This is a genomic window from Acinetobacter sp. YH12208, from assembly GCF_013418055.1.
Classification (GTDB): domain Bacteria; phylum Pseudomonadota; class Gammaproteobacteria; order Pseudomonadales; family Moraxellaceae; genus Acinetobacter; species Acinetobacter pseudolwoffii.
Window position 1 is genome coordinate 1 of record NZ_VPCT01000005.1, and the last position, 13,963, is coordinate 13,963.

The following is a 13,963-nucleotide window of genomic DNA, read 5'->3' on the forward strand; positions in this document are numbered from 1 at the left end:
TTGTGCTGGCGACAATAGCAAGAGTGAACCACCTGATCCCTTCCCGAACTCAGAAGTGAAACCTCTTTGCGCTGATGGTAGTGTGGGGTTACCCATGTGAGAGTAAGTCATCGCCAGCTCATTATTCGAAACACCCCCTGCATAAGTAGGGGGTGTTTTTTTGTGTGTGGGATAATATTATAAGTAGATGAAATTGAGGCAGGTATTTAAATCCTAGATCCAAAAGTAAAATCAAAGCCATTCAAATACTATAAAACGAGTCTCTGCTGTTGCTCAAACATATCTGTTTACTTTTCTATGCTGAATTTCTATGAAGACTTCTATATTGTAATATTAATTTAGAGAAGAAAGAAGCGTGGAGAAAATGATGGTAGCGCAATTTAAAATAAAAATTTTACTCAGTTGTTGTGCTTTGGCATTGACTGCCTGTCATGCCGATAACTCATCTTCTGGCAGTATTCAAGAGGCTTCCACCTCATCTTCTAAATCTGAAGCTACAGCCTCAAATGTACAAAAATATAAGATCGCACAGGTGGCACAATTTAATGAGCCGTGGGCAATTGCATCACTCAAAAATGGCCGTTTACTGATTACCGAACGTAAAGGAAAATTACAACTTTTTGATCCACGTACCAAGCAGAAAGTCGAAGTTAAAGGTATTCCTCAAGTTGCCTATGGTGGCCAAGGAGGCTTGGGTGAAGTCGCTTTACATCCGGACTTTGCAAACAATCAGTGGGTCTATCTCAGCTATGCTGAACAAGGTCAGGGTGGCTATGGCGCAGTGGTGATCCGTGGCAAACTGGATTTAAACCAGACTGCCCCTCAATTGACTCAAATTGAACGGATCTGGACTCAAGTCCCTAAATTTTCAGGGCAGGGACATTATGCACACCGGATTGTATTTGGACCGTATGGTAAGCTCTGGATCGGTTCAGGGGAACGGCAGCAATTTACTCCAGCACAGGATATGCAGTCCAATGCCGGTAAAATTATTCGTTTAAATGATGACGGTTCAATTCCTGCTGATAATCCTTTTATGAATCAGGGTAAAATTGCCCAGCAGATCTGGAGTCTTGGACACCGCAATCCTTTAGGCATGGCTTTTGATCCACAGGGGCAGTTCTGGGTGATTGAAATGGGCCCGAAGGGTGGGGATGAGCTGAATAAGATCATCAAAGCTAAAAATTATGGTTATCCAGTGGTGTCAAATGGTGATCATTATGATGGCAAGCCCATTCCCGACCATGCTACCCGCCCGGAATTTGAAGCGCCAGCACTGGATTGGACGCCGGTCATTTCTCCTTCAGATCTGTTGTTTTATACAGGAAATGTATTTCCACAATGGAAAAATAAAGCGATCATGACTGGTTTGTCTTCCAAGGCGCTTGTGATTGTGGATACGACACAGAATCCGGTCAAAGAAGTCCAGCGTGTGGATATGAAGGAGCGGGTTCGTGGCGCGATTCAGGCCAGTGATGGTACGCTTTGGATAATTCAGGATGGCACGCAAGCCAAGTTATTAAAAATGACAGCACCTTAATCCTTTGTTTGAAAGGCTGCATTTGAACATGAAATATCGAGCGAGGCAGAATGCTCATGATCTGCTGACGATCTGAATAAATTTTTTTTAAAGATGATCCTGATATGAAAGAAAAAGGCCTCGACATTCTGTGAAGGCCTTTTCATATTCTGGCAAAGGTATAATGTCTGTTACACCGATCAGCATCCTGCTTTGTGAATCTTTTTATTTTTCTGACAAGACTGCCTGTCTTGGTATGACTCGAATATAGCCCGAAGTAGTGTAGCCCAATAGGGCATTTGACTGCATCGATTGTAGGTCAAAGCTGACAGGTGAATTTCAAAAATAGTAGTGAAAGAATGATTATTATTTTTATTCAATGAATCATTGAATACAACCTGAATATTTCTCTTGATCAGGATAAATTTTTGACTAGCCAGATCCTGAATACTAAGCCTACTCTGTATCAGCAGATTATAAAAAGTCTAGGGGAAATAACTATTCTTGCAAATCATATTTTGATGCATACAGATCACGATCTAAGCTTAAAAACAAAAAAGCCTCAACATCCTGTTGAGGCTTTTCTGGATTTGCTTCTCAGATCTGACTCCTGTCTAATCTGTCAACGTCCTGTTGATTTGCGCTTGTTATTGTTATCGTATCGCTTTGCAGACGTCCTGTCTGTCTATGTAGTGACTATAGTCTTAACTAAGCGTAGTACATAGCCGCTATATGCAGCGGTCGCTGTAGGCGAAAACCTACGATGCTGTCGGCTAAAGTCTCAAGCACTGACATACTGAATTAATTTATCTACTACTACTTTTAGATTTTTAGTATCAAATTCATTGCCCTGGAACGAATAATCCTTATTTCTTGCGAAGATGTCACGGATTTCAATCACGGCATTGGTATCGATCAGTCCAAGTTGAGTCCCGACCTGACGAATCTGGTCTATTGAACGTGAACCGTTGGTGACACCATAACCAATATAGGCTGCCGGTTTGCCTTGCCATTCCTTGGCAAGGTAATCCAGCGCATTTTTTAGCGCAGGGCTGTAGCCATGATTATATTCAGGTGTGATAAAAATAAAGGCATCGCCGCGCGCAATTTTGTCTGCCCAGTCTTGCTGTTTGGGCTGATCATAGATCCCGGTCAGTGGCGGATGAGCACCGCTAAAGAGTGGAAGAGCCCATTCTTTTAAATCGACAATTTCAATTTCAAGCGTACTAAAACCATAGCTTTTAATTTCCTGTAGTACCCAGTGCGCTACTTTAAGCGCGGTACGCCCCTCACGTACACTGCCGACCACAATATAAATTTTCATACCTATTCCTTTCTGGGTTTCTTATCATCCAATTAAATTAATCAGATTTCAGAGAGGTGACTAGAGATGATTTGTATCCTGAGCATAAAAAAGCTCCCGAAGGAGCTTTTAAAAATCATGCGATTAGCAGATGTTTTACATCAACTTTAGGCCTTGCTGACCGGCAGGGGTTACTTTAAAGATTTCCACTTCAAAGGTGATGTTCTTGCCTGCCAGTGGATGGTTAAAGTCCACTTCGGTGATGTCATCATTGACTGAACGTACCACACCATACAAGGTCGCCTTGGCTTTGTCTTCAAACTCGATCATGTGACCCTCGATCGGACGTTCTCCAAACTTCACCGTATCGAACTTCTGGATGTTTTCCGGATTCCACGGACCAAAAGCATCTTCCGGAGGCAGACTTACAGTACGACGGTCACCGGCACGTAAACCAAACAGTGCTTTTTCAAAGCCTGGCAATAAATTACCATCGCCAATCGTGAGGCTGACCGGGGCTTCACGGCTACGGGTATTGTCAATTTCTACGCCATTTTCGATCGCGACAGAAAAATGCAGCTCGACCTTAGAGCCGTCTGCAACCCGGGTTTCTTCATTAGGATGAATAAAATCAGTCATGTTGTGCTTGCGCCCGTTGAATTCGATATTTTTCTAAGAAAAAGGTATCAATTAGCATCAGAATAGTGCCAAGCGTGATGGCACTGTCTGCGATATTGAAAGCAGGGAAGTGGCTGTTCTGGTAATACACATGAATAAAATCGACCACATAGCCGAGACTGACCCGGTCGATTAAATTACCGATTGCACCACCCAAAATCAGGGCAATTGCTAGCGGTAAAACCTTCATGTTTTTTGGCATACGCATCAGCCAAAAAACAAAGATCACAGACACAATCCCTGCCAGTGAAGTAAAGAAATAACGTTGCCAACCACCCGCATCGGACAGAAAACTAAAGGCAGCGCCATAGTTATGCAATAGTGTCCAATTTAAAAAGGGCAGCACAGGGATAGGATCTGCATAGTTCAGATTCGTCACTGCAATCCATTTGGTCCATTGATCCAGAATGATCGCCACAATGGCCAGCCCAATCCACCATAAATTATGTGGATAGAACTGGAATAAGCCCTTTTTAGTCTGGGTATTAGGCATATTTTCTCTCTTCGCCTTGGCCTGTAGGAAGGTTAATAATACAACGGCCACAGAGTCCTGGATGTGAGCTATGTGTATTTACATCCGGAAGCACATGCCAGCAGCGTACACATTTCTCGCCATCTGCCGCAGAGACTTTCACGTTAAGCCCTTCAAGATCTGAGGCTTCACCTTGTGTAGCCTCAAACTCGTTCACGATCACTTGCGAGGTAATCAGAACGAAGCGTAATTCATCATCGAGACGGTCAAGTACGGTTTTCAGTTCTGCAGTTGCCCACAGTTCAACTTTCGCCGACAGGTTCGAGCCGACTGTTTTGGCACCACGTGCAGTTTCAATAAACTTGTTCACGGCCGACTTCACCGCAATCAGGGTTTGCCATTCTGCTTCTGAAATCACGTTGGCTGTAGACGCGACCGGAATGTCATACCATTCAGTGGTGAATACATATTTCTCTGATTGCTCAGGAATCAGTGGCCATGCTTCTTGTGCAGTAAAGCTCAGGATCGGTGCCATCCAGCGCACAAAGGCCTGTACCAAATGATACAACGCAGTTTGTGCAGAATGACGCGCTTTTGAGTCCGCTTTGGTGGTGTATTGACGGTCTTTGATGATGTCGAGGTAGAAACCACCGAGGTCGTTGATACAGAAGTTAGTTAATGCGCTGGTCACGATATGGAAGTTCATATCTTCATAAGCTTGCTGAACGGTTTTCTGAACTTCCGCTGCACGTTGCAGGATGTATTGATCCAGTGCAATCAACTGATCGACTGGTAATGCATCTGTTGAAGGTTTGAAGCCATTCAAGTTCGCTAACAAGAAACGCAAGGTGTTACGGATACGACGATAACCATCGGATGCACGGCTAAAGATTTCTTTACCCGCGGTCATTTCATAACGGTAATCCGCAGAGGCGATCCAGAAACGTAAGCCGTCTGCACCCATATCTTTAATGATGTCTTGCGGTGTGATTACATTACCGATTGATTTCGACATCTTGCGGCCTTTTTCATCGACCACGAAACCGTGAGTCAGCAAGCCTTTATACGGTGCGCGTTCATTGATGGCAATCGAGGTCAATAACGATGACTGGAACCAGCCACGGTGCTGGTCTGAACCTTCAAGATACAAATCAGCAGGATCAGTTAAGTCTTCACGTTCACGCAATACCGCATAATGGGTGGTACCAGAGTCGAACCAAACGTCTAGCGTATCGCGTACAGCATTGTATTGCTCCGCGTCCGCACCGATGAATTCAGATGCATCACGGTTGTACCAACCATCAATGCCTTCTTGTTCAATCAGTTTTGCTACGATTTCGATCAATTCAGGTGTACGTGGGTGCAATTCATTGGTGTCTTTATGTACGAAGAACGGAATTGGCACGCCCCAAGTACGTTGACGTGAAATACACCAGTCCGGACGACCTTCGATCATGGCCTGAATTCGGTTTTTACCCCAATCTGGAACGAATTGGATGTCATTTTCAATCGCATTCAACGCGCCCTGACGCAGGCCTTTGGCATCCATGCTGATAAACCATTGTGGTGTGGCACGGAAGATAATCGGGGTTTTATGACGCCAGCAATGTGGGTAGCTATGCTTGATTGGCTTATGTGCCCACAGCTTATTGGCTTCACCCAGCGCCGCAATAATTTGTGGATTGGCTTTATAAATGTGCTCACCCGCAAACAGTGGCGAAGTCGGTAAATATACCCCATTTCCGCCGACTGGATTGTCAACCTTCAAGTTGTACAATAAGCCCACTTTATAGTCGTCCACACCATGACCCGGAGCCGTATGTACTGCACCGGTACCACTGGTGGCAATCACGTGCTCGCCCAAAATGACCGGTACCTGACGATCGCTAATTAAAGGATGTTGCAGAACAAGGTGTTCAAGTTTGCTACCGCTAAAGCCTGCAATTACTTCGAATGAAGTAAAACCATAACGCTCAGTTGCAGATTCCACCAGATCTTTGGCCAGGATAAAGTTTTGTGCTGCTTTTTCGTCACCACGTGCTTTAACCAGTTGATACTCAATTTCGGCATGTACGGCAACGGCCTGGTTGGCAGGTAGTGTCCAAGGCGTGGTGGTCCAGATGACGATGTCTGTTGAATCACTAACAGTTACACCCAAACGTGCAGATAAATCCGCTAAATCAACCACCGTAAAACCGACATCAATGGCATCTGATTTTTTATCTTCATATTCAACTTCAGCTTCAGCCAAAGATGAACCACAGTCCAGACACCAGTTCACCGGTTTCAGACCCGGCTCGATATGACCGGCTTTGGCAATCGCACCCAATGAACGTACGATGTCCGCTTCCTGTTTGAAGTTCATGGTCAGGTAAGGGTTGTTCCAATCACCGAATACACCCATACGCACGAAGTCTTTCTTTTGCAGTTCAACTTGGGTGTAGGCATATTCACGGCAGGCTTTACGGAAGGTAGAGGCATCTACCTTGACGCCGACTTTACCGACTTTTTCTTCAACTTTGAGTTCGATTGGCAGACCGTGACAGTCCCAGCCCGGTACATAGGGTGCATCAAAACCATCCATCACGCGGCTTTTGATGATGATGTCTTTTAATACTTTATTGACCGCATGACCCAAATGGATTTGACCATTTGCATAGGGAGGGCCGTCATGAAGTACATATTTTTTCTTGCCAATACGCGACGCACGAATCTGCTGATAAATGTTGTCGGCATACCACTCTTCTAACCATTTCGCTTCACGTACTGCCAAATTTGCTTTCATTGCAAATTCAGTACCTGGGAGGTTTAGCGTGGCTTTATAGTCCACTGCATTTTCAGGAGTTTGCTTATCGCTCATGCAAGTCGTCTTCCAATCTAATCAGTTATGTTACTGACACGTTTTACAATAAAAATATGGGATATTAAAAGGGAAATGTAGGATGATTTCGACGAAACTCCAGCAGTTTCTCGACATCATCATCAATTCCGGCTTTTAGCGCTTCAAGCGAAGGATAGTCCTTTTCGCCATGTAAATAGTTTAAGAACGTCACCCGCATTAACAGGCCATACAGATTAGCAGAAACATCCGGAAAATGTACTTCTAATCGCCATTCTGGATGGGCTTGTTTGATGGCTGGGCGTGTTCCCACATGACCCGCACCAAACAGGGCAGTGGGGTCATAACCCGCAATGCCTGTTTTAGTAGCATGATCATGTTTTACTTTATCCCTGAGGGATTCAGTTTCACAGATGACTTCAACCCCATAAATGCCATTCAGACAGGGCTTATGCCGGTTCAGTCGTACATTAATGGTTGGGAAATCAATGGTTCGGCCAATCTGATCGCCGTATTGCACCCGTCCGGTAATACTATAAGGCCGGCCGAGTAATTTGGCAGCAAGGGCTAAATCGCCTGCTTGTAAAGTCTGACGAATCCGGGTTGAACTGACCCGTTCACCCTCTAAAGCAATGGTGCTTAAATTGGTGACTTGGAAACCATAATTGCGCAGGAATTCGCTATTGCCCTGACGGTTTTTACCGAAGTGAAAGTCATCACCTAAAACCAGATGCTGTGCATTGAGTTTGTCTTTTAAAATGTCGGCAAAGGCTTCTGCGGTCAGGCTGCGAAAAGTATGATCGAATTTCGCCACCGCAATATAGTCCACACCGAGTTCAGTCAGGTATTCGACTTTTTCACGTAAGGATGAAATCCGCGGTGGGGCTTCATAACCCTTAAAATATTCAAGAGGTTGCGGCTCAAAAATCATTACAACAGATTTTAAACCCTGTGCTTCAGCCACCTGTTGCAGCTGACGGATCATCGCCTGATGACCTAAATGCACGCCGTCAAAATTGCCGATCGTCAAGGCCGTTTTGGGTAGTTCAGAATGAGATGCTAAAGCATTTAGACGGAGCAGCTGCATGGGCAAATCAAGTGCTTGGAAATATCGAGAGGCTATATATTGCCATAATCTCGCCGTTTCGTCTTGTTGTTGTGTTTTTATGCAATATTTTTCTTGAAAATTCATTTTCCTGAATATCAAATCAGATTGTTTTTCGACGCTTTAAATGGATCCGATCAGCGCATTCCTGCTTTTCATTCAGCGAATTTTGCTTTCTAATGTCAGCGCTTTTCTTTGTATTTTTCTTTGTATCAGGTATTTCAAATGTCCAATCTGGCACTCATCATGGCGCTACCCAATGAATCAAAAGGCTTGTTTGAAGCTCAAGGCATAAATGTGCATTACAGCGGAATTGGTAAAGTGAACGCAGCCTTTAAAGCCTTCGAGGTGATTCAAAAAACGGGCTGCAAAACCTTGCTGAATTTGGGTACAGCCGGCAGCTCGCATTTTAATGCTCATGACCTGATTGAAGTCAGTCAGTTTGTACAGCGTGATATGGATGTTTCACCACTCGGTTTTGAAGTCGGCGTAACACCCATGGATCAGGATTATCCTGCCGCGATTGAACTGGAGGCTTTCTTTGAACATTTACCCAAAGGAATTTGCGGGACAGGCGACAGTTTTGAAACCGGTAGTGCGAAAGTGCCATGTCATCTGGTCGATATGGAAGGTTATGCCTTGGCAAAAGTGTGTAAGAAGCTCGGTGTTCGCCTGATTTCAGTCAAGTATATTACGGATGGGGCCAATGAGACTGCGCATCTGGACTGGGAAGAAAACCTGTTACTGGGTGCGAAAAAGTTATTAGATTTATATCGAATGGTAAAATAAGAGAGAAGGGTAAGTTTGCTCGGCGACCATAGCAGCTATGGTCGTATGCCAATCAGAAGCGCTTGCTTATTTATCCGTACGTGGAATCACGCCGTATAACATCATATTGACCGTATGCTGGATAATGCGTTGCTGCATACTGCGGTTACGCAAGGTTTTCCCTGTCACCATTTCCATCTGGGTCGAAAAATCTGCATAGTTCTGGGTAAGGGCCCAAATATTCAGAATCAGCAATTCAGGATCGATATCTGCTGAAATCTTGCCCTGTTCCTGCCAGTTAGAAATGACTTTGGCCTTACGCTTCACCAGTTTCTTTAGCGGGCCTTTTAAAATTTCCAGTATATGCGGTGCGCCTTGGATCACCTCTAAAGCAAACAAACGAGATGCTTTAGGCTGGGTACGCGATACTTCAATTTTTTGCATTAAATAGTTGGTAATCGCTTCTTCAGGCTCAAGTTCGGCCTCAAGGGTTTGTAAAGGCGCCAGCCATTTTTGTAGAACGGTGGTCAATACCTCTACATAGAGGGCTTCTTTATTTTCATAATAATAGAAAATATTCGACTTATGCATTTCTGCAATCTGTGCAATTTCATCTAGACTTGCCCCATTAAAACCGTACAGGGAAAATACATCTAGTGCAGCATTCAGCAGCTGGTTGCGTTTTTGAGTACTCTTTTTTTGTTCCATTAGCAAATATAAAAAACAATGAAAAAATGGGAATCCTCAATTGTACGGCAAATCATCAGATTTGTGCACACAGTCCATGGCTAATTTTTTGAATAATGATGATTTATTCTCTAGATCAATATTTAAAATGGCTTAAATGCATCAAGCCAGAGCAAAAAATGCAAGTTTATGAAAATACTTAAATTATTGAAATATTTTTATTTTGAAATAGAGTCAGAAAATGAATGCTTTTATGACCCAGATTAGCCTGCAGTTTTAAATTCAGCTCAGGACTTGGCTTGAAGATGAAACCCAAAACTCCCCTATTCTGGGCTTCATCGGATATTTAGGTGGCCAAAACTGCCTGTAAGACTTGCTGTTCCAGTTCTGCAAATTTCAGACTTTTTTGCCGTGGACGTGGCAAGCCAACCCGAAACTCTTTGGCAATATGACCCTTATCCAGCAGGATAATCCGGTCTGCCAGTTGCACTGCCTCACTGACATCATGAGTCACCAGAATCGCGGTAAAGCCTTGCTCGGTCCATAAGCGTTCGATCAGGTTTTGCATCTCCAGACGTGTCAGGGCATCCAGGGCGCCGAGTGGTTCATCCAGCAGCAGAATACGGGGCTGATGCGATAATGCACGTGCTAGGGCAGTCCGTTGACGTTGACCGCCAGACAACTGTGATGGCCACAGCCCGGCTTTTTCTTTTAAGCCCACTTTTTCCAGCATGTGTGAAGCTTTGGCATGTTGCTCTTTGCCGAGGCCTAATTGTACATTCTGTTCGATGCTACGCCATGGCAGCAGGCGCGGGTCTTGAAACATCACCCGAATATCATCTGCAGTAATTCCTTCACGGATATGCCGTGCGGATTTAAACTTGATTTCGCCATAACTCTGTTTTTCCAGATCAGCAATCAGGCGCAAAAGGGTACTTTTACCACAACCACTACGACCGACAATCGCTAGAAATTCGCCCGGTTGAATATGCAGATCCAGATCTTCCAGAACTTTGACTGAACCATAAAATTTGTGCAATTGTTCAATAATGATTTCGGCACCAAGGGCTGCATTCGGATTGATATCTTTCGCAGGTTGCTCGGGTGGTGCAATCGGGTCATTGACATGACGCCCTAAACTCAGATCAGTCATTACATGCTCCTCATTTCAATTTATTTTTGATAGCCGGCATGCCAGCGCAGCAGGAATCGTTCTAAGGCGACTGCCAGCACATCGGCCAGTTTACCGAGCAGGGCATAGAGTAAAATACCGACCAGGACGATATCCGTTTGCAGGAATTCGCGTGCATTCATGGTCATATAGCCAATACCGGACTGGGCAGAAATCGTTTCGGCAACAATCAAAAGCACCCAGACCAGCCCTAGAGAAAAGCGTAGCCCGACTAAAATGGAAGGCATTGCTCCCGGGAGAATAATCTCTTTATACAGCTGCCAACGCGTGAGGCCATAGCTTTTACCCATCTCGATCAATTGTGGATCGACTGAGCGAATTCCGTGATAGGTATTGATATAAATCGGGAAAAATACCCCGATCGCGACTAAAAACAGTTTGGCGGATTCATCAATGCCGAACCAGAGAATCACCAATGGAATCAGCGCGAGCGCCGGAATGTTGCGGATCATCTGCAAAGTGGTATCGAGCAGGGTAGAGGCGATTTTGGATGAACCATTTAACAGACCCAATAACAGACCTAAACCACCACCGACCAATAAGCCGCTGATGGCACGTCCTGCGCTGACTTGTACATGAGTCTGGAGTTCGCCGCTGAGCAATAAATTCCAGAAGGCCAAAATTACTGCAGTGGGTGCAGGCAAAATCCGGCTTTCCAGTAGACCTGTGCTGGAAGCAATTTGCCAAATGGCAATCAATACAACTGGAACCAGCCAGGGCAGCAAATGCCGCCCCAGAATTGTTCCACGTGAAACCTGCTTTTTTGAGAGGGTTTCAACGGAAACGACTTTCGACATTAAACAGACTCCTGAATTTTCTCAGCCTGCTTGTTCTCATCCGGTGTGTAGTTATTCGCTACGATTTCACCGAATGGACCCGTCAAGTTCGGTTGAGCCAATTTTTTCTGGGTTTCCAGTGGAAGGAATGGGAACACCAGTTCAGCAAAACGGATGGATTCTTCCAGATGCGGGTAACCAGAAAAAATGAAAGTATCAATTCCTAAATCCGCATATTCCTGAATACGTGCTGCGACAGTTTCCGGGTCACCAACCAGTGCCGTACCTGCGCCACCACGCACCAGTCCTACACCGGCCCAAAGGTTTGGCGATACTTCCAGCTTGCTACGGTCGCCGTTGTGCAATTCAGCCATACGACGCTGACCGACCGAATCCATAGATTTAAACTTGGCTTGAGCCGCTGCAATGGTGGCATCATCGACATATTGAATCAGTTCTTCCGCTGCCGCCCAGGCCTGTTCATTGGTTTCACGCACAATCACATGCAGGCGGATACCGTAGCTCAGTTCACGACCCTTAGCGGCTGCCTTGGCACGGACATTTTCAATTTTTTCTTTCACGGCAGCAGGTGGTTCACCCCAGGTCAGGTAAGTGTCCACCTGATCGGTGGCCAGCTCAACCGCATCATCTGAAGAACCACCGAACCAGAGCGGCGGATGTGGCTGTTGTACAGGTGGATAGAGGAGTTTGGCATCATCGACACTTAAGCGTTCGCCGTGGAAAGTGAAGCTTTCACCAGTATGTGAACGCTTCAGAATTTCACGCCAGATGGTGGTGTATTCAGTGGCAGTTTTATAGCGGGTTTTGTGATCTTCATAGACGCCATCACCTTTTAGCTCCTGCTCATCACCACCAGTAACCAGATTTAGCAGCACCCGGCCATTGGATAAACGGTCAAAGGTTGCAGCCATACGTGCCGCCAGCGCAGGTGTGGTCACCCCAGGACGCAGTGCCACCAGGAATTTTAGTTTTTTCGTTGCATCAATCAGGCTGGCAGCTGTTAACCAAGGATCTTCACATGAACGACCTGTGGGAATCAGGACACCTTCATAACCTAAGTTATCGACCGCAACTGCAATCTGCTTCATATAGGCATGATCGACTTGGCGTGCACCTTTGCTGGTGCCCAAGTAGCGACTGTCACCATGTGTTGGGATAAACCAGAAAATTTTCATGCTCGATATCCTTAAAATTAAATTGCTCAGAAATTAATGTGGAGTAGTAGGCGACCAAATCTGTTGCTGGACGCTAATGTGATTAGGAATTAATTGAACCCGCTGGAACAGGTCAGCTTGTCATTGCTTGCTACCAGCAGATTCAAGGCTGATTTCTGAAAACTCATCGCAATGCTTTGAACCTGTTGCCGTGCTGTATGTTCTGCAGCAGTGCTTCGCTGTGGCTTCTGTTTCCGGCAAGCAGTCAGAGCCAAGCTGCGTAAGGCTAAACTGAGGTAGGAAACCGTTTTTAAATGACGCATCTGTATTCCCGAATTATTCTGTTGTTATTTAATAATCGCTGCATCAATATTCAGCTTTTGTGGAATCAGCTGCTGTGCATAAAACGCATCTGCCACCTGTTGCTGTTTTTGAATCACGTCAGGAGTGAGGGGTTTAACGCCAAAGCCCATACGGGAAATCGAGGTTTTTAAGACATCAACGGCCAGACCGGTCGGTTGTTGCAGAAGTTTGGCTGCTGCATCCTGGTTTTTTGCAACCCAGTCCGTGGTCAGATTCAGTTCATTGACGACTGCCTGTACCACCTGAGGACGGCTTTCTGCAAACTTGCGATCTGCCAGATAAAATTGGTGATTGCTCACGATGTTCTCACCCGTGGCAATCACACGCGCGCCAATTTGATGTTCAGCAGCGGCAAAGAATGGATCCCAGATCACCCAAGCGTCCACTGCACCACGTTCAAAAGCTGCACGTGCATCAGAGGGTGGCAGGTAAATCACTTCAATATCGCTGAGTTTCAGATTGTTGGCTTCAAGAACTTTCAACAGTAAATAATGCACGTTGGAACCTTTGTTCAAGACCACACGTTTGCCTTTCAGATCCTGAATCGATTGAATCGGGGAGTCTTTCGGTACAATTAGGGCTTCGGCTTTAGGCGCTGGTGGCTGGTTTGCGACATAGACCAGATTTGAGTTCGCTGCCTGGGCAAAAATTGGGGGTGCTTCACCTGCTTCACCAAAAGACACGCTGCCGACATTCAGGCCTTCAAGTAACTGTGGGCCAGCCGGAAACTCCACCCATTTCACATTTACGCCTTGTTTTTTTAATGAGGCTTCTAGCGTGCCGCGTTCTTTTAAAATTGGCAGTACGCCGTATTTTTGGAAACCAATATTCAAGGTGGTGGTATCTTCCTGTTTTGAACAGCCAGAAAGCATCATGACGCCAGCCACTGCAGTACCGAGTACTGCAGTTTTTGCTAAAAACTGAACATTAGATTGGCGCATGAAGCAAAACTCCCGAAAGTGAAAACTAGCGAATAAAACCTAGACACACGCTAATCGTTTTTGTTTTTCTAAAAAAATAACTATTCAGGAATTTCTAATGAAGAAAAAAGATAAATAAAAAAACGCAAAACTTATGCGAAAAAGT

Annotated in this window: 13 protein-coding genes and 1 rRNA gene; 3 read left to right on the plus strand and 11 right to left on the minus strand. The window is 45.2% G+C overall.

Annotated elements, in window-relative coordinates:
* Positions 1 to 4 precede the first annotated feature (4 nt).
* A 5S ribosomal RNA gene (rrf, locus tag FTU95_RS06345) occupies positions 5 to 119 on the plus strand.
* Between the two features lie 248 nt (positions 120 to 367).
* Positions 368 to 1,540, plus strand: coding sequence for a PQQ-dependent sugar dehydrogenase (locus tag FTU95_RS06350; protein WP_180078034.1), 1,173 nt, complete (start codon positions 368 to 370; stop codon positions 1,538 to 1,540).
* Between the two features lie 760 nt (positions 1,541 to 2,300).
* Here the strand turns inward: FTU95_RS06350 and FTU95_RS06355 are convergent.
* The 5 genes from FTU95_RS06355 to ribF form a co-directional block, all read right to left on the minus strand.
* Positions 2,301 to 2,843, minus strand: a complete 543-nt coding sequence (locus FTU95_RS06355; protein ID WP_100354971.1) for an NADPH-dependent FMN reductase — start codon at positions 2,841 to 2,843, stop codon at positions 2,301 to 2,303.
* A gap of 135 nt (positions 2,844 to 2,978) precedes the next feature.
* Positions 2,979 to 3,461 (minus strand): peptidylprolyl isomerase, encoded by a 483-nt coding sequence (locus FTU95_RS06360; RefSeq protein WP_100354970.1) that lies wholly within the window; start codon positions 3,459 to 3,461, stop codon positions 2,979 to 2,981.
* Positions 3,454 to 3,993 (minus strand): signal peptidase II, encoded by a 540-nt coding sequence (gene lspA, locus FTU95_RS06365; RefSeq protein ID WP_005173413.1) that lies wholly within the window; start codon positions 3,991 to 3,993, stop codon positions 3,454 to 3,456. Before lspA ends, FTU95_RS06360 begins: the two co-directional genes overlap by 8 nt.
* Entirely contained in the window at positions 3,986 to 6,832 is a 2,847-nt protein-coding gene (ileS, locus tag FTU95_RS06370) for an isoleucine--tRNA ligase (RefSeq protein WP_100534571.1), read from the minus strand. Before ileS ends, lspA begins: the two co-directional genes overlap by 8 nt.
* 64 nt (positions 6,833 to 6,896) lie before the next feature.
* Positions 6,897 to 7,898 carry a bifunctional riboflavin kinase/FAD synthetase gene (gene ribF, locus FTU95_RS06375; protein ID WP_180000678.1) on the minus strand — a complete coding sequence of 334 codons (1,002 nt, stop codon included), beginning with the start codon at positions 7,896 to 7,898 and terminating at the stop codon, positions 6,897 to 6,899.
* 243 nt (positions 7,899 to 8,141) lie between these two features.
* Here ribF and FTU95_RS06380 point away from each other — a divergent pair, with 243 nt between their 5' ends.
* A complete protein-coding gene (locus FTU95_RS06380; protein ID WP_005173404.1) occupies positions 8,142 to 8,705 on the plus strand; it encodes a 5'-methylthioadenosine/S-adenosylhomocysteine nucleosidase in 564 nt (187 codons plus the stop codon).
* Positions 8,706 to 8,771: 66 nt separating this feature from the next.
* On the opposite strand, the gene FTU95_RS06385 is transcribed toward FTU95_RS06380, so the two are convergent.
* From FTU95_RS06385 to FTU95_RS06410, 6 genes are all read right to left on the minus strand, one after another.
* Positions 8,772 to 9,392 carry a TetR family transcriptional regulator C-terminal domain-containing protein gene (locus FTU95_RS06385; RefSeq protein ID WP_005173402.1) on the minus strand — a complete coding sequence of 207 codons (621 nt, stop codon included), beginning with the start codon at positions 9,390 to 9,392 and terminating at the stop codon, positions 8,772 to 8,774.
* Between the two features lie 325 nt (positions 9,393 to 9,717).
* On the minus strand, positions 9,718 to 10,524 hold the full coding sequence (locus FTU95_RS06390) for an ABC transporter ATP-binding protein (RefSeq protein WP_100329557.1): 807 nt from the start codon (positions 10,522 to 10,524) through the stop codon (positions 9,718 to 9,720).
* Positions 10,525 to 10,544: 20 nt separating this feature from the next.
* Positions 10,545 to 11,360: an aliphatic sulfonate ABC transporter permease SsuC gene (ssuC, locus tag FTU95_RS06395; protein WP_005173397.1), complete on the minus strand. Its 816-nt coding sequence runs from the start codon at positions 11,358 to 11,360 to the stop codon at positions 10,545 to 10,547.
* The gene (gene ssuD / locus FTU95_RS06400) at positions 11,360 to 12,535 is read right to left on the minus strand and encodes an FMNH2-dependent alkanesulfonate monooxygenase (RefSeq protein ID WP_180077915.1); all 1,176 of its coding nucleotides are present in this window, start codon (positions 12,533 to 12,535) and stop codon (positions 11,360 to 11,362) included. Before ssuD ends, ssuC begins: the two co-directional genes overlap by 1 nt.
* An 89-nt stretch (positions 12,536 to 12,624) precedes the next feature.
* A complete protein-coding gene (locus FTU95_RS06405; protein ID WP_180077916.1) occupies positions 12,625 to 12,837 on the minus strand; it encodes a hypothetical protein in 213 nt (70 codons plus the stop codon).
* A gap of 24 nt (positions 12,838 to 12,861) precedes the next feature.
* The gene (locus FTU95_RS06410) at positions 12,862 to 13,818 is read right to left on the minus strand and encodes a sulfonate ABC transporter substrate-binding protein (RefSeq protein WP_180077918.1); all 957 of its coding nucleotides are present in this window, start codon (positions 13,816 to 13,818) and stop codon (positions 12,862 to 12,864) included.
* Positions 13,819 to 13,963 lie beyond the last annotated feature (145 nt).

What these genes read in the sequence shown, in the direction of transcription:
- FTU95_RS06350 (WP_180078034.1), top strand. Translation starts at nt 368, where the DNA reads ATGGTAGCGCAATTTAAAATAAAAATTTTACTCAGTTGTTGTGCTTTG.
- ileS (WP_100534571.1), bottom strand. Translation starts at nt 6,832, where the DNA reads ATGAGCGATAAGCAAACTCCTGAAAATGCAGTGGACTATAAAGCCACG.
- lspA (WP_005173413.1), bottom strand. Translation starts at nt 3,993, where the DNA reads ATGCCTAATACCCAGACTAAAAAGGGCTTATTCCAGTTCTATCCACAT.
- FTU95_RS06390 (WP_100329557.1), bottom strand. Translation starts at nt 10,524, where the DNA reads ATGACTGATCTGAGTTTAGGGCGTCATGTCAATGACCCGATTGCACCA.
- ssuD (WP_180077915.1), bottom strand. Translation starts at nt 12,535, where the DNA reads ATGAAAATTTTCTGGTTTATCCCAACACATGGTGACAGTCGCTACTTG.
- FTU95_RS06410 (WP_180077918.1), bottom strand. Translation starts at nt 13,818, where the DNA reads ATGCGCCAATCTAATGTTCAGTTTTTAGCAAAAACTGCAGTACTCGGT.
- FTU95_RS06355 (WP_100354971.1), bottom strand. Translation starts at nt 2,843, where the DNA reads ATGAAAATTTATATTGTGGTCGGCAGTGTACGTGAGGGGCGTACCGCG.
- ribF (WP_180000678.1), bottom strand. Translation starts at nt 7,898, where the DNA reads ATGCAGCTGCTCCGTCTAAATGCTTTAGCATCTCATTCTGAACTACCC.
- FTU95_RS06360 (WP_100354970.1), bottom strand. Translation starts at nt 3,461, where the DNA reads ATGACTGATTTTATTCATCCTAATGAAGAAACCCGGGTTGCAGACGGC.
- FTU95_RS06405 (WP_180077916.1), bottom strand. Translation starts at nt 12,837, where the DNA reads ATGCGTCATTTAAAAACGGTTTCCTACCTCAGTTTAGCCTTACGCAGC.
- ssuC (WP_005173397.1), bottom strand. Translation starts at nt 11,360, where the DNA reads ATGTCGAAAGTCGTTTCCGTTGAAACCCTCTCAAAAAAGCAGGTTTCA.
- FTU95_RS06380 (WP_005173404.1), top strand. Translation starts at nt 8,142, where the DNA reads ATGTCCAATCTGGCACTCATCATGGCGCTACCCAATGAATCAAAAGGC.
- FTU95_RS06385 (WP_005173402.1), bottom strand. Translation starts at nt 9,392, where the DNA reads ATGGAACAAAAAAAGAGTACTCAAAAACGCAACCAGCTGCTGAATGCT.